Genomic DNA, 21194 nt, shown 5'->3' with positions numbered 1-21194 from the left:
CCGGGGACGGGGGCGGTCCGGTCGGATCGCGGGCGGGGCGGGCTACGGGCGCGGGGCGCCGTCGGCTCCGGCGGATTCGGCGGCCTCGGCGGCGCCGGTGAGGGCCAGGTAGACGTCCTCCAGGTCGGCGGTGCGCGTCTGGACGCCCTGGAGTCCGGCCAGGGCGTCGATCGCGGCGAGGACCTTGCCGGATTCGAGGGTCTCCAGCACGAGCGCGCCGGGCTCCTCGGTGACGCCGTCGACGCCTTCGATGGCGCGGGCCTGGGCGACGGTGAGCCGGTCGTCGGGGACGACGAGCCGGGTGGTGGGGGCGGCGGCCGCGATGAGGTGGGCCGGGCTGTCCAGGGCCACGACGGAGCCCTCGACCATGATGGCGACCCGGTCGCACAACGCCTCGGCCTCGTCGAGGTGGTGGGTGGTGTAGATGATGGTGCGCCCCTCGCCCTTGAGGTCGCGCAGCACCTGCCACAGGGCGCGCCGGGCCTGCGGGTCGAGGGCGGCGGTCGGCTCGTCCAGGAAGATCAGCTCGGGTTCGTGGACGAGCGCGGAGGCGATGGCGAGGCGCTGGCGCTGGCCGCCGGACAGGTCGTCCACCCGGGTGTCGCCCTGCTCGGTGAGGCCGACGGAGGCCAGTGCCCGGTCCGCCGCCGCGTGGTCGGTGCGGTAGAGGGCGGCCATGGTGCGCAGGTGCTCGCGGGCGGTGAGGCGGACGAAGAACGCCGAGGTCTGGGTCTGCACGCCGAGCCGGGGCAGCAGGGACGGGTTGCGCGGCCAGGGACTGGCACCGAGCACGGTGACCGTGCCGGAGTCCGCCTTGCGCTGGCCCTCCATGATCTCGACGAGGGTGGTCTTGCCCGCCCCGTTGGGGCCGAGCAGACCGAAGAACTCGCCGCGCGACACGGTGAGGGACACCCCGTCGACGGCGTGCCGCTCGCCGTACCTCTTGTGCACGGCGTCGAGGACGACGGCCGCGGTGGACCGGGCGTCGTCCGGGCCGGGCCGGCTCCCCGGGGAGGTGGTGGGGGTGGTGGGACTCATGGAACTTCTCTCCTTGTCCGCCGCTGATCGGCGGGTCGGACCTTCGGGGGAACGGTCGGTGGGGGCGGTCGGCAGGGCGCGGTACGGGGCGGGCGGTGAGCGGATGACGGTCAGGCGGTGAGCAGGTGGTGGGCGACCGCCACGGCGGCGGCGAGGATGCCCGCGAGGACGAGCACCGCGCTCAGCGCGTACACGCGGTAGGCGGTCCGGGCGTGGCGCGGGTAGTCACCCGCGGCGGGATCGCGGCGGGCGGCCAGTCGCAGGTAGGCGCCGGTCGACGTGGCCAGCTCGGTGGCCCCGCACAGTTGGCTCGCGATCCGGTACCCGTCGAGCGGTGGCAGCGGGACCAGCATGGCCAGCGCCTGCACGCTGCCCAGGAGCAGCAGTGCGCCGAGCGCGTCGTGCGTGGCGGCGTCCAGCGGGGCGAACAGCCACAGCGCACAGAACGGCAGCAGGAACAGCAGGTTCATCACCGCGCCGGCCAGTGCCGTCTGAATGCGTTGCCAACGAGAGCCCAGATACAGGTAGTTGTCGACCGTGCAGTACATGATGACCACAGGCAGCCGCCAGCGCAGACCGATTTCGGCCACCGTGCCGCCGTGGTGCCGGGCGACGACCCCGTGGGCCAGTTCATGCAGCGCGGTGCTGAACCAGAGCAGCGTCGCGGCACCGGTCAGCAGCACCGGATTTTTGAACAACTCCCTTGTGTATACGAGTAGTTCGCCCAACCGGAGGGCGACAACGATCTCCATCGCGACCACCAGCGCCAGCAGCGGCACCAGCCATCCGGGGGCCAGCAGGAAGCCGACCGCCCGGTGCAGCCGGTCCGTGGTGGCGTCCGCGTCGGCGACCAGCCGTACGCTGCCGCGGAGCACACCGCGCACCGGTCGGCCGTCCCCGTCGGAAGCCCCCGCTCCGGACCCGTCCCCGGAACGGGTCCCGCCCCCGGTCGTGGCGGCGGGCCGGGCGGGGGCACCGGCCAGCAGTCCTCGCGTACCGAGCATCCGCAGGATCTGCTGCCAGCGCGCGGCGTCCAGCCTGCGCCCGTACTCCCGCGCGTACTCCTCGCCGATCTCCGCCAGGCTGCGCCGCCCGTCCATCCGGGCGATGAGGAAGTGCTCCTTGGGGCCCACCCGGAAGGAGCCGCCGCTCGCGGTGTCCTTGATCAGGTGCACCGTCGCCGCGCCGTGCAGCACGGCGTCGCTCAGCAGCACCTCGGGCCGCAGCTCGGGCCGGTACTCGGCGAGGCCCTCGACGGCGCCCGGTGGGGCGGCGCTCATCCCGTCTCCCGCAGCGCCCGGCCCAGCACGTGCGAGAGGTACGCCTCGTCCCGGATCGTCACGTGCAGCCGGTTGTTGGTCATATGCATGTACGGGGAGAGCAGCAGTGGCAGCGAGGCCGCCGGATCGGTGACGAGTTCGTCGCGCTCACCGTCCCAGGAGCGGAACACGAGGTCACCGTTCAACGTCAGTTCGACGGCCCGCTCCCGCAGTTCGGCGCAGTGCTCGGCCCATCCGGCGAGGAATCCGGGCAGTCGGGCAGCGTCGTCCCCGCCGTTCCCGGCCTCCCCGCCCGCGCTCCCCTCGCGACCGCCGGTCCCGACGCCCTCGCCGGTCCGGTCGGCCACGGCGCCCACGGCGGCGCGGACACGGCCGAAACGGGCGGCCAGACCGGGGGCCATGGCGGCGTAGTTGCGGTCGTACTCGTCGCTGCCGATGAAGCCGGTGCCGGGGAACGCCCGGTGCCAGAACTCGTAGTAGCTGTCCAGGTAATCGGCCAGTTCCTGACGGTCGGGCAGGAACGCGGCGGACATCACCATCATCAGCTGGGCCGAGGTGCCGAGCAGCACGGTCCGCAGATGCAGGTTCTTCGTCCGGAACGCGTCGATGACCAGGTCGCTGGATTTCCGGAAGTGCCATTCGGCCAGCTCGATCCCGGCCGGGCCGCCGTACTTGCCGTACTCCGGCTCGTACGGTTCGGCGCTGCGCGAATTGTTGGGGCGCAGCCGCATCCGGCCCTGCTCGTCGGTGTAGTGGCCGCGCTCGGCGCCGGGGAACTCGATGTCGAAGAGGGTGTTGTAGAAGTCGTTGAGGAACCCGGAGTCCACCTCGTACAGGGCGGGCCGTTCGGTGAGGAACGCGTCGACGGCGGCCTCCGTGCGACGCCGGACCTCGTCCTCGGCCTGCGGGGTGACGGGCTTGATCCGCAGCCGGACGTGCGGGCCCTCCAACCAGTAGTTGATGAAGAAGTAGCCGTCGATCAGGCCGTCCGCCTCCAGTTCCTCGATCAGCGGGCGGACGCACTGGGTGAGCATGGGACGGGGGTTGGCGGCGTAGAAGATGTGCGTGGCCTGCCAGGCTCCCGCCGTGCCGGTCCGCGCGGCGGCCGTCGTCGTGGGTGGGGCTGAACTCATGACTCATTGCTCCTTCGGGCGGGGGCGGCGGTCTCCACCGCGATTTCGGCGACGTGGCGGCCCCGGCCGGAGACGGTGTGCAGTCCGTCCTCGTCGGGCAGCATCTCCCGGAACACGACCCGCGCCCCGGACGTCTTGATCAGGGCCTCGAACGCGGCCAGCGAGAGCGGGCTGTCGAAGTCGACATAGGCGGGCTTGCCGCCGGTCGCACCGCGCGCCCCGCTGTCGGCGACGGTCGCGAAGACCCGGTCGGGCAGCCCGTGGGCGCGGCGGAAGGCGTGCCAGCCCAGGAACCAGCCGTCGTCCCCGGCCCCTCCTGCCCCGCCACCGATGGTGCGCAGCGGCAGGACGGCGGCAGGCGCGCTCCAGCTGCGCCGGCTGAGCACGACGCTGCCGTGCCGGACGCGCGGCCGGGTGGTGACCTCGTCGACCGGAGTGCCCTCGGGGACCCCGCCCCACACGTTCAGGGGGGACATCGAGGTCGGGGACAACAGCAGCAGGGTGCGGGGCAGTTCGGGCAGGGCGAGGGGGACGAGATAGCCCAGGTAGACCGGCACGACCTCCTTGCCGAGCCGGGTGGAGCGCAGGACGAGCCGGTCCGCCTCGCGGTCGTGGACGAGGTGGAGGTCGTCCAGATGGATCTGGTGGGTGGCGGGCAGGGTGCCGCGCTCGCCGGGGCAGACGATCTCGTACGAGGTGAGCCTGCCGTGCAGGTTGAGGTTGCTGGTGACGGGCCCGCCGGTGACCTCGGCGAGGACGGCGTCGTCGGGCAGCAGGTCCTCGGTGGCGGCGAGGAGCTGTTCGTCGAGGCCGTCGAAGAGGTGGGTGAACCTGCTGAACGGGAAGGACACCCCGCCATACGAGCGGTTGAGCACGACCAGCGGGTCCCCGGGCCGGTCCGCGATCTGCACATGATGCGCGAGCGGGGCGAACTCACCGTGCAGCGTTTCCAGTTCGGACGCGACCTCATCGAGAAGGGAGCCGTCCACCCGGATCTCCGGGGTGGCGGCGGGGTCGGCCTCCCAGGCCGCCCACAGGGCGCGCATCCGCTCGACGAACGTCTGCCGGGCCGTGTCGAGTGCCTTGAGCTGCGGCAGGGAGAGCCAGTTCTCCTCGGGGACGTAATGGCCGTCCGCGTCGAACGTGGTGCGCTTCGCGGTGAACGACATGTACTGGTCGAAGAAGTCCTCGTGGAAGTCGTGGACCAGCTTCAGCAGGTCGTCGCAGCGCCCGCCCTGCCCGTGGCGGGCGAGGAAGAAACCCTTGAACGTGATGCGCTGAGGGAGCGTCAGATCAAAGGCGGGCAGCACGCGTTCGACCGCGCCGAGCGGTTCGGCGGCCAGCCGCTCCCAGGCGGGGGCCGAGAGTTCGGTGTGACGCCCGGCCGCCACGTCCTCGTAGAGCAGGGTCTGCGGGACGCGAGCCCGCTGCGCACCGAGCTCCTCCTCCTGGAGGACACGCAGCGAAGTGCGCAACTCGCCCATGAGAGCCCGGCGTTCGGCCGGGTCGGCGGCGGCGAACCCCTCGATGTGCGAGGCGGGGGCGTCGAGGCGGTCGGCGAGCCGGTCGGCCCAGGGACGGCCGAGGTCGCGCAGCGAGTCCTGGAAGGCGCGCAGCGGGTCGGTGTCGTGGACCTCGGTCCGCAGGCACGGCACCTGCACCATGCCGACGTCGAGGAGCGCCTGGAGGTACTGGGCGCATTCCTCCGGGTCCGCGTCCCGGTCCTTCGCGAGCCAGTCGGCCAGTTCCCCGTAGCGGAGGGTGCCACGGTTCTCGAACAGGCCGAGGAGGCGTTCCAGGGTGCCGCTGCGGCGAAGGAAGAACAGCCGGTCCTTCACGGCGTCGAAGGTGACGGCGGTGTCCTCGTCCCCCTGGGTGACCCAGCGGCGCACGTAGCGGACCCGGTCGTCGTCGCGTCCCCAGCCGGAGGCGGGAGCGACCGGCAGGTCGGCCCGGCGGACCGGGTCCGCGATCAGGGTTTCGGCGAGCCTGCCGACGGCGGCGACGTTCAGCCGCAGCCGCCCCTCCCACGCGTCGTCGACCCGGGCCCGCAGCCCGTGGCCCGGCCCGCCGTCACCGCCTCGGCTGTCGTGCTCGCCATGGCGACTGTCGTCATCGCCGTGGTGACTGTCGTGGTCACCGTCGACGAAGGTGCCCAGGGCGACACCGGTGAACGTGGAGAACGGACTGGTCTTGCACGCCGTGCGGTAGAGGTACGAGAGCAGCGAGCGCTCGATCTTGCGCTGCTTCTTGTCCGGGGGCGCGGCGGAGACGGCGCGTATGTACGCGTCGAGCTGGGCGTCCAGGGCCGGGGAGGCGAGCAGCAGGCCCTTGCGCAGCCGCTCCTCCCCTGCCAGCCGGCGCAGGGCCTCGCGGGCGCGGGCGGTCTCGGCGGCGAGCAGGCCGGTGCCCGCCGTCCGGTGCTCCTCCAGGCGGCGCCGCCCGGTGAGCCAGTCCGCGAGCGCCGCAGCGGCGGTCTCGTCGAGCCCGCGCACCAGGGCCAGGGCCCGGTCGGCGGCGTCGGGGCGTGGCAGCCGGTTGTTGAAGATGTCGCGGCGCAGGGTGAGCAGGGTGCGGCGCAGGGCCTCGTCGTCGCTGCCGCCGACGAGGTCGTGGAGCAGGTCCCCGAGCCGTTCGCCGTCGGCGCGCAACAGCTCGGTGGCGCGCAGGACCTCGTCGGCCCAGCGGCGGCTGTCCGGGCAGCGCAGCCCCCGCACGCTGTCGACCGGCAGCCCGGCGACCCGCAGCATGAAGCGGGGGCGGGTGACCGCCGCGGGAGCGGTCGCGGGGGCGGGGGCCGGGTGGTCCGGCGTCATGTCGGGTTCTCCCCTTCTCGTTCCGGTTGTCGTCTCGTCGTCCTCATGGGTGGCCGCGCCAGTGCCGCATCGGGCCAGGTCTGCCCGTCAAGGAGCGTCGTCCGGTGCGTGCTCCCGGTATGCCGGCCGAAAGCCCTCGTACGGGACGTACTCGGGGTTTCGGCCGGTGCGGCGAGAGGGCGTGCCGGGCGTCGCGACGGGGCGAACGTCGCCTGATGCGGCACTAGGCGATCTCGTACCGGAAGTCGGCCGGGGCGGGCCGCTCGTTGCCGATCATCATGATCAGCAGCGGCGCCTCGCCGGTCCCGTCGAGACCGAGTTCCTCGATGTACGAGATGTTGTCGAAGCCGAGCGCGACCCCGCAGCCGATACCGACGGCGGACGCGGTGGTGTAGGCGGTCTGGGCGATCGCCCCGACCGCGGCGTTGACCAGGCGGTACCCCCGGTCCCCGACGGCGTCGAGGACGGCTTCGGTGCGCACGGTGGGCACCAGGACCGCGGCCGCCTGCTCCAGGTTGTAGTTGGAGAGGAAGTAGTTCTTCTGCAGGAAGGCACCCGGATTGCCCGCCTTCACCAGGCGCAGGCTGTGCGCGTCGGGGTCGTACTCGTACGCGCCCGGCTCGATGCCCTCGACGTGACAGACGAACGCGTAGAGCTTCGCCAGCCGTTGTGCGCCGGTGTCCCCGCCGATCCGTGAACCGGCCACCGAGGCCGCCAGGCTGGCCGCCAACTGCTGTGCTGTGATGGGCTGTTGGGCCTCGAAGCGGCCGAAGCTGCTGCGCCGGGCGCGCAGCGCGGTGCGTACGTCGGTGTCGAGCGGCGGGCAGGCGGGCAGCGCCGTGGCAGGGCGCTCCGGGTCGGCGGGGTGTGCGACGGCGGGGTCGAGCGCCTCGGGGGCGGGGCGCTCGGTGGCGCCGGCGGCGGTGACGTTCTGCATGCGCCGGAGCGCGTCGAAGGAGAGGACGGTGCGCGAGCGTTCCTGGTCGCGGTGGTGCACGGACGCCGGGAACGGAGAGGGAGACGTGGACGGTGCGGGGGCGGTGGCGCCCGCCCACTTCAGCGGGACGACGGCGAAGACGCCCTCCGCCTCCGTGTCCACGCCGAGGAGCCGCCCGAGCCGTTCCTCGTCGAACCACAGCGCGGGCTCGACCGACAGCCCGCGCGCCCCGGCCCACAGCCGCCAAGTCTGGACGCACGCCCCGAGGTCCATGGACACGGCGTGGAAGGAGAAGTTGTTGTACTTGAAGGCGTTCTGCCAGTACTTGATGGTCAGGACCAGGTACTGGTCGGTGTCCGGGCCCGGTGCCCCGTCCCCGAGCGCCGCCCGCACCTCACCGGTCACGTCGCCGGTCAGCAGCCGCCGCATCGCGTGGTGCCGGACGGAGTAGTGGTGCACCCCGGGCGGTACGGGGCCGCTCGGCCCGGAGACCCAGTGCACGGCGACCGGATAGAGGCCGCCGCCGGACGCTGTGCCCCGGGACCAGTTGGCGAGCGGGTAGTACGGCAGGGCGCTCAGGTCGGTGTTGGCCTGGACGCCGAGGCGGCGGCCGGTCAGCCCGTAGGAGTCGCGGAGCATTCCGGAGAGCAGCGCCAGGTCGAACGCGCCGTCCGCGCCGGTGTCCTGGGCCAGGCCGCGGTCCAGATCCGCATGGGCCGGGTAGTCGCAGTCGGGCAGCGGCAGGCTGTCGGTGCCGGGGTAGAACTTGGTCTTGCGCGGGCCGTCCGACCAGTTGGGCACGAAGTCGGCGGGGTCCATCGGGACCCGGCCGCGCTGAAGGATCGCGGCGGCGTATTCATGGGCGTACCCCATGGCGGGCTCCTCGGTCACGGAAGGAAGGGGGTGCGGGGTCGGGGGGCGGGCGGCCCCGGCCGGGGCCCGGGCTGCGCTCGCGGGAAGGGGTGCGAAACAGGGCCGGGGCACGGCCCCGGCCGGGGCGGGGGCGGTACCGGCGGTCATCGGAAGGGGTGCGGGTTCGGCGGTCATGGGAAGGGGTGCGGGGCCGGGTTGAGGTCGGCGTCGGTCAGGTCGCGCTCGCGCAGCCCGCCCGCGCGCAGGGCGGTGAGCAGCCGGTCCATGCCGAGCGCCCGCTGACGGCTCCAGCCGAAGTCGATCGGCAGCAGCCCCGGCACCAGGACGCTGACCGTGGTCAGTCCCAGTTCGCGCTGCTCCGGCATGGTCTGGTCGACGACGATCACGTCGAACCCGGCGGCGGTGACGGCGTCCACGCACCGGGTCAGGTCCTCGCTCAGGTCGTCGGAGACGGGCAGCACCGAACCGTCCCCGTACAACTCGTCGAAGGACCGCTTCGGCGGGCGGGGCTCGCCCGGTCCGCCGAGCAGGAAGCGCGCGTGGTGGCCCATCTCGGGCAGGCCGTAGACCAGCGGGTGGTCGTGCAGCGCCTCCACCCGGTCGAAGTCGGCGGCCATGGCGCGCAGCCGTTCCAGGTCGCGTTCGGTACGGCGGCGCAGGTTCACCGCGTCCGTGGCGATCTCGCACAGCGCGCCCGCCAGCGCCGCCTCCGGGTCGAGTCCCGCCCCGGCACCGAAGCACATCAGGCCCGGCCCGCCGTCCCGGCGCACGGCCACACCCGTGACGACGGGGATCGGGAAGGAGATCCGGGTGTCGAAGAAGCGGGCCTCGTAGCCGTACATCTCCAGCCGGTCGATCATCTGCCGGGTGGCGGGGCGACGGCTGGTGGCCGCGTCGATCTCCGGCAGCGCGGCCCGTCCATACCAGGCGAGCAGGAACGCGTCGCGCTCGACGACCTCCATCAGCCCGAAGTAGACGGCCTCTTCGAGGCAGCCGCCGGAGGCGCAGCCGTTGGAGCTTTCCTGGACGAAGCGGTTCTCCAGGCCGGGCGCGTGGTAGTACGTGAGGACCTCGGGCACCAGGACCGTGCGCCGGTCGCGCAGGGACCACCCCTGGACCCAGGGGATCGGGCGGTCCGGGGCGAAGGGGACGACCCGGGGGTTGGCCCGGTGGAACTCGTCCGAGTACAGCCCGCACACCCTGGGGTCGAGCGCGGGCTCGCCGCGGGCCCGCAGGGCGTCCAGGGAGTCCGTCGTACCGGTGCGTTTGGCCCGGGACCGCATGCCCGCGTACCGCTCAAGGCCCTCCAGCACGCCGATCCGCATGCTCTCGGCGAACGTGTCCGCGTGACCGCCCCAGAACGTCTCGCGCAGGTACTCCCCCGAGCGCATGGAGAAGCAGCCGATGGTGGCGGACGTGGAGGTGGAGGAGACGTCCTGGACCACGGACGGGCCGAGCGACCCGCACACCGGGTTGGCGTACGGCTCCATCGGCAGGTCGTACGTCTCGATGTCCCGCACCCGGAAGCCGCCCGCCCGGCGCTTGGGCGCGGCGCGCAGGGTGAGCGCCGCCGCCTCGGCGGTGTCGGGCTCCGGCACCGCGCAGCGCGGGCACTCCGGGTCGGGCACCAGCGGGTAATGACGGACCGTCAGGGTTTCCAGGTCCACCAGGTGAACGGCCGGGCGGACACCGGTCACCGGCCCGTCACCGGCCAGCCTGGCGGCGATCAGCCCCGCGAGGGCGTGCGCGGCGAACGGGGTGACGTAGGGGGACTCCCCGGCGGCCCGGGTGCCCGAGCCGAGCTCCAGCGCCTCGCGCAGCGCGACGGAACGAACCGCCTGCCAGCGCCGCTCCAGGCAGCGGACGCAGGTCCGGCCCTCGCCGTGCCCGCCGCTCCCACGAGGTGCGAGGGGGCCGACGATCGCGTGCCGGCCGTAGAACCGGACGGGAACGGCGGGGCCCACGGCCCCGGCCTCCTGGGCGGCGGGCGCGGCCGGGGTGCCCACGCCCGTCGCCTCGTCCGCCGTCCGGGCCGCTGCCCCGCCCGCGAAGGCGTCGCGCACGCCGAGCGGCGCCACGTCCAGCCGGGGCGGCGTGCCGTGGCGCGTCAGCGCGTCCCGGAGCGCCGCCGCGAGGGCGCGCGCGGACCGGACCGACGGGGACTCCATCCTGGCCGGGGGGACGGGGTTGGCAGTCCTGGCAGAAGTGGCAGCCGCGTCCACGGCGTCGGTCGTGTCAACGGGCATCGGGGCCGCCCTCGCCGTCCACCGCGCCGCCGTCGCCCTCGCCGTCCACCGCGCCCGCCGCGTCCGACTCCGTGGCCGCCACGCCCGCCCCGGTACCCGCCGTATCCGACGCCGCGCCTTCCCCGTTCGCGCCGCCCGTGGCGCCGCCCGTGGCGCCACCCCCGGCGGTGCCGTGCGACGTGCCGTGCGCCGTGCCGTGCGCGGTGCCGTGCGCGGTGCCGTCCGCCGTGGTGCCGTCGACCGTGAGCAGCACCCGGGCGGTGCTGATGCCGCCCGAGGCGAGGTCGGCCGGGGTGGTCGGCACGTACAGGGCGTCGCGTCCGGCCAGCCGGAGCCGGTCGAGGATCGTGTCGAACGTGGTCGCGGGCCCGTCCACCTCGACCGGACCGCCGGTCACCGCGATGCTCCTGGCCGCCAGGTCACGGACGAGCGGGTCGCCGGTGTCGACCGGGGTCCCCGGGTCCTCGGCGGCCAGTTGCGCCTGCCCGAGCAGGTCCCGCAGGGCCGCGCAGGCCGCCGCCCGGCGCGAGAGCCCCGCGCCGACCGCCCAGCGGCCCCCGGCGTCCCCGCCCCGGGTCTCCCGGGCCAGCACCACCTGGGCCGAGGTGCGCTCCTCCTCGCCCAGGTCCAGCAGTTCGACGGCCAGATCCAGGTTGACGGCCGACTTCAGCAGGAACACCAGCTCCGGATCGCCCGCTTCCCCCGCCCCCTTGCCGTCCGCGGCGACCGGGCGGACCTCCGTGCTGCCCCGGAGCGCCCGCAGCAGGGCGTCGTGCGCCAGCGCGGACATCAGGCCGGTGCCGGCCGCCTCCCGGTCGTCCGCGCCCGCGCCCGCACCGGCGGTCGTCGCGAGGTGGACGCGCTCCCGGTTGTGCGCCCCGAAGGCCCGTACGGCTGCTGCCGGCACCCGGACCGGTTCCTTGCCGATCAGCGAGGTCGCCACGGTCCAGGTGTCCGGGAGCGCCCCGGTGCCGCCGCCGGTGGTCAGGACGTCCGGGCCGAGCACCCGGTCCGCCACCACGTCCCCGGCCGCGCCGAGGGGCACCACGTGCTCGACGTACGCGCTCGCCGCCGCGTACAGGGCCCGCATCCGCGCCCCCGCCAGGTGGTGCACGTCGAAGGCGGCGATCCGTCGCCGCCCCCCGGCCCCGAGTGCCACCTCGACCCGACTGATCTTCAGCGGGGTCTGGGTCAGCGCCTCGTCGTCCCAGCGCCGGAGGATCCCGGTGTGCGGGCGCACCAGCGCCGCGCTGTACCGGTTCAGCTCGTCGACCATGGTCTCCGCGTCGCGGGCGGTCTCCACGGTCGGGGTGACCGGCAGCGCCAGCCCCTCGGGCAGGGCGGCGGCGGGCTCGCGCCCGTCCAGGGCGGCGCAGCGCCCGCAGCGGGGGTGCGGCCGGACCGGCTCGGCCATCACGTCCAGCGACGCCAGGTCCTGGATCAGGACCTGGCGGTCCGTCTCGGCGGGCAGGGCTCCGGTGGTGAGGCGGAAGACCTCGTAGCCGAGGAGGTTGCCCACCATTGCGGCGACCGGACCGGACAGGGTGTCCGGGGACGCCGGCGCGGCTCCCGCCGCCTGGCTCCACAGCTCGGCGGCCTCGCCCGCCGCCACGTTGCCGCCCAGCCGCAGCACGGCGCAGGACCAGCAGCCGGTGGAGGCCGTGGTGGCGAGCGGGCCCACGACCAGGCGCTCGCCGAACAGCCAGGCGGGGATCAGGGTCCGGCCCTCGGGCACCCCGGCGGCCAGCAGCCGGTGGGTGCGCGGCCCGGCCCCGGCGCCGGTCACCACGACGACGTCGTACCCGTCCAGCTCCGCCCACCCGGCCCCCGCACCGGCGGTGACCCGGCCCGCATGGGCGGCCGCCCGGACCGCCTCGGCCGTGACGTCGGCGAACTCCGCGGTCGTACCGATACGTGCGCAACCGTTGCGCAGCAGGCTCAGCGCGCACCAGCGGGCGATCTCGTCGTCACCGAGGACGGCGACCCGGGTGGCGCGGAAACGGGCGAAGCGTCCGGACGCGCCGTCGGCGTAGTGGTCGACGTAGGCGATCTGCGCGGCGAACCGCTCCGCGACCTCGTCCGGCACCGCCTCAGAGCCGGGGCCGGGCTGGGGCACGTCGCGGGCGAACTCCCGCTCGTACAGCGTCTTGACGAGCTCCGCGGCCATCTCCCGCTGGGCGGGTCCGAAGCCCGCGCAGAGGTCGGCGAGCCGGTGGTGGCCGGTGAGGTGCGGGACGACGAGGGAGGCGAAACGGTAGGCGGTGCGACCGGCCAGGTGGAACCCGCCGTCGGCGTTATGGAAGAGCACCCCGCCGGGGGTCTCGGTGAACAGCACGTCGCGGCGGACGCGCGGCCGGGTGGCGGCCAGCGCGTCGAACGTGGCGGTGGACACGGGCGCGGGCGACGCGGGAGCGCCACCGGCGGTCCCGGCGGTCCCGGAGGCGCCACCGGTGGTTCCGGGGTTGCTCTCGGCGGTCTTCTGAGCGCTCTCGGGCGTCTCGGCCATGGGGGTCACACCTTCTCTGTGCGGCGGATGCGTTCCTGGTCGGTTCTTCGTGCGTGGGCGCGGAGCAGTGCGTGGATCCGGTACGGGCCGGGCGGGCCGTCCTCCAACAGCCCGGCGTCGGCGAGCCGTTCCAGGACCACCTCGGTGACGGCGGGGACGTCCTCGGGCGTGAAGCCGTCCCCGGGGGCAGCGGCCACCCGGAGGAAGGCCGCGGACAGCCTGGGGTCGAGCCGGTTCAGTGCGCCGTCGAGGACGGCGGTCACGGACAGGCCCGGGGTGTCGGTGAGGGTGAGCCGGGCCAGCGGGTCGTCGCCGAGCCAGTCGACGGCGTCACCGAGCCGCAGCGCCGGCCGGGTGAGCAGACGGGCCGTCAGGATGCGCAGCGCAAGCGGGAAATGGCCGCACTGGACGGCCAGCCGACGGGCGGCGTCAGGTTCCGCCTCGACGCGTTCGGTACCCAGCACCGACCGCAGCAACGCGTACGACTCGCTCCCGGTGAACGCGGACAGCCGCTGCACCCAGCCGCCGTGCGTGGCGACGAGTCCGGCGAGCCCCATCCGGCTGGTGACGATCACCGCCCCCTGCGCCCGCGTGACGGCGGGCAGCAGCGGGCGCACCTGGTCGGCGTCCACGACGTCGTCGAGGACGAGCAGGACACGTTCGCCGTCCGGTGCGGTACGCAGGGCCGCCGCCACCTCCGCCCGGACGGCGGCCGGGTCCCGGGGCTCGCCGTCCGGCCGGGTCATCGGCACGAGCGTCCGGCCGCCCGGGAAGTGGTCCCGCGTCAGGTGCGCGACATGGTGGGCGAGCGCCGACTTGCCGATGCCGGGCGCACCCGACACCAGCACGATGGGCGGGTGCTGGACGGCGTCGCTGAGCGGGGCGGTGAGCCGGGCGGCCGTCGCGGCGGTCTCGGCCTCCCGCCCGGTGAAGTTCGGCACCGGCGAAACCGTGGGCGGCCCGGCCGCACCGATGACCTTTCCGGGCAGGTCCGTGCCGGCGGCGGCTCCGGACGGATCCACGCCGATGACCGTTTCCGGCAGTTCCACGCCGGTCATGCCTCCGGACGGATCCGTACCGGTGGCCACTCCCGGCAGGGGCGTACCGGCGGCGCCGGTGGTTCCGGACGCGGCCGTGGCGCCGGGCGGCAGCAGCGGCGGTACCGGGCCCGCCGCCGTGACCACCGGCCCTTCGAGAATCCGCGCGCCCGCACCCGTGCTCGTGCCCGCACCAGCACCCAGGTCCTCACCGCGCAGGATCGCGAGTTCCAACTGCTGGAGGGCGGGCGAGGGATCGACGCCCAGTTCGTCGAGCAGGAACCCCTTCACCCGCCGGTACTCCGCGAGGGCCTGGGTCTGCCGCCCCGTACGGTAGAGGGCCTCGATCAACTGCTCGTGAAGCCGCTCGTGGCCCGGGTATACGCGCGTAGCCGTCCATAGTTCGACGAGGGCCTCTCCGTACCGCCCCAGCCCCAGCAGCAGGTCGCAGACCCGTTCCACGCTCCGCAGCCGTTCCTCGGCCAGCCGCGGCACCTCGTCCCGGTGCAGCACGTCCGAGCGCACGTTGGCCAGCAGGGCCCCTTGCCACAGCGACAGTGCGTCCTTCAGCTCGCACAGCTCCGCCTCCGGGTCGTACGACAGGACCTCCGCGCGCCGTACCTGCTCCCGGAATCCGAGCAGGTCGAGGGTGTGCGGTCCGGCGGTGATCCGGTAGCCGCCCGGCACCGCCTCGATCGCCGTCTCGGTCACTCCGTGCTTGGTGAAGAGCCGGCGCAGCCGCAGTACACAGGTCTGGAGCGCGGCCTTGGCGGTGGCGGGCTGCTCCTCTCCCCACACGGCCCGCTGGAGATGGTCGGCGGACACGACGGTGTTGGCGTGCAGGAGGAGCGCCGCCAGCAGGATCGTCGGCTTCGACGGCTGGAGCACGACGGCCTCGGGGCCGTCCGCGAGGGTCAGCGGACCCAGCAGCTGAAACCGCATCACCGCCGTCTAGTCCCAGCCGTTGACCAGCTTGCACACCTGCACCGGGGCAGCGTGCAGGGGCAGCCGGCCCACGATCGCCTCCAGCTCCGTACAGACTCTCTGAACGGCGTGCTCGGGAAGGTTCTGGGCCGCCCCGGCCTGCGGGGAGACGGCCTGCGAGGCGGCGGTCCGCTCGGCGGGGACGGTACCGGCAGAGGCCGTACCGGCGGAGACAGCGAGCCCGGCGAGGGCGAGTCCGGTGACGGCGGCAGTGTGCGCGAGGGCCGCCGGCTTCCGTGAAAGCGAAGGACTGAACACGTTTCCCCTTCGGCTGGTACGTCCTGCCGGGGGTCCCCGGCAGGACGACGATGCCAGCGAGGAGGGGGCGTGGGCGGGCCCGGTCGTGTCAGCTTGCTGCACGGCCCGCGGCAGCTTCGTGCAACCGACGCGCCGCACACGGGGAGCATCCGGGCAGCACGGACACGGAAGTGCGCCACCGCACCGCACGGAGCGACACTTCTTGACGCGACATGACACAACAGAGACCCCAGGTGTCATGACACGACAGCGGCCCCGGGTGTTTGGAGGAACACCCGGGGCCGGTCAGTCATCCTACGTGCACGGTGATCGCGCCACTCGCGCCACTCGGTGGCGGTCCCGTCAACCGGTGGGACCGTCAGTCGGTGGCGGTCCCGTCAGCCGACGGGACCGTTTCAGTCGGTGGCGATCGCGTTCAGGACGTTCATCCTGCCCGCCCGGAACGCCGGGACCAGGGCCGCGAACAGGCCGACGAAGGCGGACCCGGCGAAGACCGTGAGAATCGTCGGCCACGGGATCTCCAGGACGCCGAGCCCCTCCAGGGCCAGCAGCTTCTGGGCCGCCGTGCCCCAGCCCATGCCCAGACCGAGGCCGAGCAGGGCGCCGAAGACCGCGATGACCACGGACTCCAGCCGGATCATCCGCCGCAGTTGACGACGGGAGAGACCGATGGCGCGCAGCAGGCCGATCTCCCGGGTCCGCTCGACCACGGACAGGGCCAGGGTGTTCACCACCCCGAGCACCGCGACGATGATCGCGAGCGCGAGCAGCCCGTAGACGATGTTCAGGAGCTGACCGATCTGGTCCTCCATCATCTCCTTGAAGTCCGCCTGGTTGCGCACCTCGTACTGCGGATACGTGGCGAGGGCGTCCTTGAGCGCGTCGTACGCCTCCTTCTCCTTGCCGTCCACGGCCTTGGCGAACATGAGCATGTTGTCCGGCAGGGCGTCGGCGGGGAGGTACCGGGCGGCGGTCGTGATGTTGACGTACATCGCGCCCCTGTCGACGGTCGCGTCGTCCGAGGTGATCGCGGCGACCTTCAGCTTCGCCGTCTCACCGCCCGCGAACGCGACGGTGATCCGGTCGCCCACCTCGATGCGGTGCTCGGCGGCGTACTTCTCCCCGACCGACATGGCGTCCGGGCCGTACGCGTCGGCGATGTCCCCGGCGACCGTCTCGCGGCGCAGGTCCTCCGGGTACGTGGGGTCGGCGGCGGACAGACCACTCTTCTCGACGGCACCGTCCGGGGTGGTGAGCCGGGCGCCGACGACCTTGTACTCGGTGAAGTGCTCGACGCCCGGCGCCGACTCCACGGCCTTCACGGCCTGGTCCACCAGGAGCCCGCCCGAGCCCCCCTTCGACTGGACGACGAAGTCGGCACCGACCGACCTGTCGAGTTCGTCGGTGGCCGAGGCAACCAGGGAGGAACCGACGACGGAGAGGCAGGCCACCAGAGCGAGGCCGATCATCAGCGCGGCACCGGTCGCCCCGGTGCGCCGCGGGTTGCGCAGGGCGTTGCGCTCCGCGAGCCGGCCGACGGGACCGAAGGCCCGCAGCAGGACCGCGCTCAGCACCCGCACCACGAACCCGGCCAGCAGCGGCCCGATCACGATGAAGCCGATCAGGGTGAGGACCACGCCGACGCCCAGGCAGAGCGAGCCTTCGCCCGAGGTGTCGGTGCGCGTCGCGGCGTACAGCGCGGCACCGCCGCCGAGGGTGAGGACGAGGCCGATCGCGGCCCTGCCCCGTCCGGCGCGCCCGTCGGCGGGGGTCCCGGCATCGCGCAGCGCGGCCATCGGGGAGATCTTCCCGGCACGGCGGGCCGGGACGTACGCGGCGACGACGGTGACGGCGACACCGAGCGCGAGGCCGACCGCCGGGGTCGCCCATGTGACGGTGAGGTCCCCGGTGGACAGTTCCATGCCCACGGCGCCCATGAGCTTCATCAGACCGACGGCGAGGCCGACACCGGCGCCGACTCCGAGGACGGAGCCGACGACGCCCAGGAGCAGCGCCTCGATCAGTACGGACTGGTTGACCTGCTTGCGGCTCGATCCGATGGCCCGCATCAGCCCGATCTCGCGGGTGCGCTGGGCGACCAGCATCGAGAAGGTGTTGACGATCAGGAAGATGCCGACGAGGAAGGCGATCCCGGCGAAGCCGAGCATCGCGTACTTCATGATGTCGAGGGACGAGGCCATCGAGTCCTTGCTGGCGTCCATGGCCTCCTTCTGGGTCTGGAGCTCGTACCCGGAGGCGCCGCTCAGCGCGGCGGCCACGTTCTTCTTCAACTCGGCGTGGGAGAACCCGGATTCGGCGGTCACGAAGACGACGCTGAAGACTCCTGGCGCGCCGAGCAGCTTCTTCTGCGCGGTGGCGGTGTCGAAGTAGACCGCCGCCGCACCGGGGTTGGTGACCTTGAACGTGACGATGCCGCTGATCTTGGTCACGAGGTCGCCGTTGGCGGTGATGGTGCGCAGGGTGTCGCCGAGCTTCAGATGGTGCTTCTCGGCGGTGTCGGCGTCGACCATCGCCTCGGCCGGTCCGCGCGGTACGCGACCGGAGGTGATCTCCATCGAACGCAGGTCGTTCCTGGTCCAGTTGCGGGCGATCGTCGGCGCGCCCGTGGTCGAGCCGATGTTCGTGTCGTGGCTGTCGACGACGGTGACGGAGGTGCTGACGACGGCGCCCTCGGCGTACCGCACGCCGGCGGCCCGGGCCGCCTGCTCGACGGCGGCGGCGGGCACGGTTGCGGGCCTGCCGTTCCCCTGGGGCCCGGCGTCGTCCTCGGGTTTCTCGGGCCGGACGGTCACATCGGCCGCGGTCGCGGCGAAGAGCTTGTCGAAGGTGGTGTTCATGGTGTCGGTGAAGACGAGCGTGCCGCACACGAACGCCACCGACAGCAGGACCGCGACGGCGGAGAGCGCCATGCGTCCCTTGTGTGCGAGGAAGTTGCGTCTCGATGTCTTCCAGACCGTCATGACGTCCGCCCGCGCGAGTCGAAGTCCTTCATCCGGTCCAGGACCTGGTCGGCTGTCGGGTCGCGCATCTCGTCGACGATCCGCCCGTCGGCGAGGTAGAGCACCCGGTCCGCGTAGGACGCGGCCACCGGGTCGTGCGTGACCATGACGATGGTCTGGCCCAGTTCGTCGACGGACCTGCGCAGGAAACCCAATACCTCGGCACCGGCCCGCGAGTCCAGGTTCCCGGTGGGCTCGTCACCGAAGATGATCTCGGGCCGGGCAGCGAGCGCCCTGGCCACCGCGACCCGCTGCTGCTGGCCGCCGGACAGCTCGGTCGGCCGGTGCGTCAGCCGCCCGGCGAGACCGACCGTCTCCACGACCTGCTGGAGCCAGGCCGGGTCGGGCCTGCGCCCGGCTATGTCCATGGGCAGGGTGATGTTCTCCAGCGCGTCGAGCGTGGGCAGCAGGTTGAACGCCTGGAAGATGAAGCCGATCCGGTCGCGGCGGAGCTGGGTGAGCTTCTTGTCCTTGAGCCCGGTGATCTCCGTCTCGTCGACGAAGATCTGCCCGGAGGTCACGGTGTCCAGCCCGGCCAGGCAGTGCATCAGAGTCGACTTGCCGGACCCGGACGGGCCCATGATGGCGGTGAACTGCCCGCGGTCGATGTCGACATCGACGTGGTCGAGCGCGACGACCCGGGTCTCCCCCGCTCCGTACGCCTTGACGACCTGCCGTGCTCGTGCGGCGACGGCCGTTCGCCCTCCAGTGCCCCCGTGCCTGGGAATGGTCACAGCCGTTGTCACGGTTCGTCTCCTGTTTTCGGTCGGTGTTCGAGATGCCGCGGTGGCCGGGATGTTGCGGTGACCGGCCGGGCTGCCACGGTGGTCGCGGTGGTCGCGGCGTACGTGTACAGCCTGCGGTTCACGGGGGATCCGGCGCGCTGGTGCGCGGCCCCGTCTTCGGGTGGGGTTTTCCCCACCCCGCCCCGCCCCGCCCGTGTCCTGCGCGCCTGCGGTGCGGCGGGCGTCTCCAGGCACGTTGTCCGACGTCATGCGAAGGGGCTCCCGACCGCGGCACACCGCCACCGGGCCCGACGAATCGGTTTCCTCCGGCGTCGGCGCCGACGACGCACGAGGGGGTGGAACCCCGCCACGAGGTCCCACCCGACGCACGATGGGGTGGAACCCCGCCAGGAGGTCCCACCCCATCGTCCATGGGTCATGCGTCAACCAGTCATGCGGCAACGGCCGGCCATGCGGCAATGAGCCACGCGGCAATGGGCCATGCGACCGGGCTCAGAAACGGTCCGGGGCACGCTCCGGGAGCGGAGACCCGGGCAGCGCGTCCCGCTTCTGGTTCTTCCGTGCCTCCGCGTTCGAGTCGGCCGTCGCCTTGCAGGTCACGTCCTTCGCCGGGAGCCTGCCGGTGAGCAGGTAGCCGGTGACCGTACCGTCCGTGCACGCGTTGCCGCTCGGGTAGACGCCATGGCCCTCGCCGCCGAGGACGGTGAGCATTCTCGAGCCCTTCAGGTCGGCGTGCAGGGCCTGACCGCTGGGCAGCGGAGTCTGCGAGTCCCACTCGTTCTGGACGACCAGGGAGCCGACCTTGTTGTTCACCTTGGTCGCCGGTTCCACGGACTTGTCCCAGAACGCACAGGGCTTGATGCTGGACGCGAAGTCACCGAAGAGCGGGTAACGGCGCTTGTCCTTGATGGCGTCCCGCCGGTAGCTCCCAGGATCGCGGGACCACGCGGCCGAGTTGTCGCCGCACACCACGGCCCAGAAGCTCGCCGTCATGTTGTCGGACGGCACCTCGGCGGCAACGGCGGCGCCTGCGGTCCCGGTCCTCCCGGACCCGGCGAACGCCGCGAGCTTCTTCGCGGAGGCGGGGTCGCCGGCCGCGGCCTTCTTCAGCTCCACGACCCCCTCGGTGGCGTACTCCGGGCTGAAGACCGCCCCGCGCATGCCGCTGCGGATGTCGTCACCGGTGGTCGGCCGCCCGTCCACCTCGATGGGCGTCTCGTCGGCCTGCGCGACCAGGCCCCAGAAGGTTCGCTCGACCTCCTTCGGGGTGTCGCCGAGGCCGTACTTCTCCGAACGCTCGGCGGCCCACTCGGTCCACCGGTCGAACGCGGGCTCGGCGCCTTCCGCCCACCACTGGATCATCCCTCGCCAGGCGCGTTTCGGATCGACCGCGCTGTCCAGCACGAAGCGGTCGGCCCGGCCCGGGAAGAGCTGGGTGTAGACGGCGCCCAAGTAAGTGCCGTACGAGTAACCCACGTACGAGATCTTCTTCTCACCGAGGATCGCCCGGAGCAGATCCATGTCGCGCGCGGTGTTGCGCGTGGTGATGTGCGGGAGCGTGTCGCCCGCCTTCTCCTTGCACTTGTTCGCGACGTCGCGTGCCCAGGCGACGTCCTTGTCGAACGTCTCCTTCTTGTACGGCCGCAGCCAGTCCTCCTCCTCCGGCTCCAGATCGCAGGAAACCGGGCTGCTCCGTCCCACACCGCGCGGGTCGAAGCCGATGAGGTCGTACTTCTGCTGTACGGACTCGGGGAGCGCCTCCTGCATCATCAGCGGCATGTAGAGCCCCCGTCCCCCCGGGCCGCCGGGGTTGGAGAACAGGACACCGTGCCGCTTGTCGGGCGCGGTGCTCTTGATCCGGGATATGGCTAAGTCGATCCGCTTGCCCCCGGGAACCCGGTAGTCCAGCGGGACCTTGATCGTGGCGCATTCCAACTCCGCCGGAGAGTCGGTTTCGCACCGCTTCCACTGCGGCTTCTGCTTCGCATACCGGTCCAGCGCGCCCTTGGCGGCGGACGAGGAGGCGGTCGGCGGGGTGGCGGCCGGAGCGGCGGTGGCCGTCGAGGTGGCGAGCGCGGGAGCCAGCGTTGCCGTGACACTCACGGCCAACAGGGGCACGAGACGTCGTCTGCGCACGTTATCGATCCTTCCGGTCACATGTTCGGACAGGAAAGATCTTTCAGGAACCGGCCACGCATGCGGATCAGTCGCCGGGCTGCACCTCCCCTCCCCCTTGGGAATGACACAACAGCCGTGGGTGGTCCCGGAGTTGTACGGGACGGGCCGCTCTCAGCGGCATGCGGCACTCGCCTCAGCGGCA

At 72.9% G+C, this 21194-nt stretch carries 12 protein-coding genes; all 12 read right to left on the bottom strand.

Annotated elements, in window-relative coordinates; all coding sequences use genetic code 11:
- Nucleotides 1-42 precede the first annotated feature (42 nt).
- The 12 genes from ACGF2V_RS16955 to ACGF2V_RS16900 all read right to left on the bottom strand — a co-directional run bounded on the left by ACGF2V_RS16955 (nt 43) and on the right by ACGF2V_RS16900 (nt 21010).
- Entirely contained in the window at nt 43-1038 is a 996-nt protein-coding gene (locus ACGF2V_RS16955) for an ABC transporter ATP-binding protein (RefSeq protein WP_362618292.1), read from the bottom strand.
- A 110-nt stretch (nt 1039-1148) separates the two neighbouring features.
- A complete protein-coding gene (locus tag ACGF2V_RS16950) occupies nt 1149-2318 on the bottom strand; it encodes a M50 family metallopeptidase (RefSeq protein ID WP_362618290.1) in 1170 nt (389 codons plus the stop codon).
- A complete protein-coding gene (locus tag ACGF2V_RS16945) occupies nt 2315-3451 on the bottom strand; it encodes a lantibiotic dehydratase C-terminal domain-containing protein (protein WP_362618288.1) in 1137 nt (378 codons plus the stop codon). The genes ACGF2V_RS16950 and ACGF2V_RS16945 overlap by 4 nt, the downstream gene beginning before the upstream one ends.
- Entirely contained in the window at nt 3448-6267 is a 2820-nt protein-coding gene (locus ACGF2V_RS16940) for a lantibiotic dehydratase (protein WP_362618285.1), read from the bottom strand. The genes ACGF2V_RS16945 and ACGF2V_RS16940 overlap by 4 nt, the downstream gene beginning before the upstream one ends.
- Before the next feature lie 223 nt (nt 6268-6490).
- Entirely contained in the window at nt 6491-8077 is a 1587-nt protein-coding gene (locus ACGF2V_RS16935; RefSeq protein ID WP_362618530.1) for a nitroreductase family protein, read from the bottom strand.
- A gap of 170 nt (nt 8078-8247) precedes the next feature.
- Nucleotides 8248-10323, bottom strand: a complete 2076-nt coding sequence (locus ACGF2V_RS16930; RefSeq protein WP_392912452.1) for a TOMM precursor leader peptide-binding protein — start codon at nt 10321-10323, stop codon at nt 8248-8250.
- Complete coding sequence (locus tag ACGF2V_RS16925) at nt 10313-12829, bottom strand: TOMM precursor leader peptide-binding protein (protein ID WP_362706719.1); 2517 nt, start codon at nt 12827-12829, stop codon at nt 10313-10315. The genes ACGF2V_RS16930 and ACGF2V_RS16925 overlap by 11 nt, the downstream gene beginning before the upstream one ends.
- A gap of 5 nt (nt 12830-12834) precedes the next feature.
- The gene (locus ACGF2V_RS16920; RefSeq protein WP_362618279.1) at nt 12835-14808 is read right to left on the bottom strand and encodes an AfsR/SARP family transcriptional regulator; all 1974 of its coding nucleotides are present in this window, start codon (nt 14806-14808) and stop codon (nt 12835-12837) included.
- 9 nt (nt 14809-14817) lie between these two features.
- On the bottom strand, nt 14818-15108 hold the full coding sequence (locus tag ACGF2V_RS16915; RefSeq protein ID WP_362618276.1) for a hypothetical protein: 291 nt from the start codon (nt 15106-15108) through the stop codon (nt 14818-14820).
- A gap of 395 nt (nt 15109-15503) precedes the next feature.
- Complete coding sequence (locus tag ACGF2V_RS16910) at nt 15504-18089, bottom strand: FtsX-like permease family protein (protein WP_362706722.1); 2586 nt, start codon at nt 18087-18089, stop codon at nt 15504-15506.
- A complete protein-coding gene (locus ACGF2V_RS16905; RefSeq protein WP_362706725.1) occupies nt 18086-18874 on the bottom strand; it encodes an ABC transporter ATP-binding protein in 789 nt (262 codons plus the stop codon). The genes ACGF2V_RS16910 and ACGF2V_RS16905 overlap by 4 nt, the downstream gene beginning before the upstream one ends.
- 492 nt (nt 18875-19366) lie before the next feature.
- Nucleotides 19367-21010, bottom strand: coding sequence for an alpha/beta hydrolase (locus tag ACGF2V_RS16900; protein WP_362706728.1), 1644 nt, complete (start codon nt 21008-21010; stop codon nt 19367-19369).
- Nucleotides 21011-21194 lie beyond the last annotated feature (184 nt).

Origin of the sequence: Streptomyces sp. NPDC047982 (assembly GCF_043204165.1) — a bacterium.
Lineage (GTDB): Bacteria > Actinomycetota > Actinomycetes > Streptomycetales > Streptomycetaceae > Streptomyces.
The sequence above is the reverse complement of the archived record's forward strand: the minus strand, read 5'-3'. Positions and strand labels throughout refer to the sequence as shown.

Bases quoted from the DNA above. Each gene is read 5' to 3' on its own strand.
- ACGF2V_RS16955 (WP_362618292.1), bottom strand. From the start codon at position 1,038: ATGAGTCCCACCACCCCCACCACCTCCCCGGGGAGCCGGCCCGGCCCG.
- ACGF2V_RS16950 (WP_362618290.1), bottom strand. From the start codon at position 2,318: ATGAGCGCCGCCCCACCGGGCGCCGTCGAGGGCCTCGCCGAGTACCGG.
- ACGF2V_RS16945 (WP_362618288.1), bottom strand. From the start codon at position 3,451: ATGAGTTCAGCCCCACCCACGACGACGGCCGCCGCGCGGACCGGCACG.
- ACGF2V_RS16940 (WP_362618285.1), bottom strand. From the start codon at position 6,267: ATGACGCCGGACCACCCGGCCCCCGCCCCCGCGACCGCTCCCGCGGCG.
- ACGF2V_RS16935 (WP_362618530.1), bottom strand. From the start codon at position 8,077: ATGGGGTACGCCCATGAATACGCCGCCGCGATCCTTCAGCGCGGCCGG.
- ACGF2V_RS16930 (WP_392912452.1), bottom strand. From the start codon at position 10,323: ATGCCCGTTGACACGACCGACGCCGTGGACGCGGCTGCCACTTCTGCC.
- ACGF2V_RS16925 (WP_362706719.1), bottom strand. From the start codon at position 12,829: ATGGCCGAGACGCCCGAGAGCGCTCAGAAGACCGCCGAGAGCAACCCC.
- ACGF2V_RS16920 (WP_362618279.1), bottom strand. From the start codon at position 14,808: ATGCGGTTTCAGCTGCTGGGTCCGCTGACCCTCGCGGACGGCCCCGAG.
- ACGF2V_RS16910 (WP_362706722.1), bottom strand. From the start codon at position 18,089: ATGACGGTCTGGAAGACATCGAGACGCAACTTCCTCGCACACAAGGGA.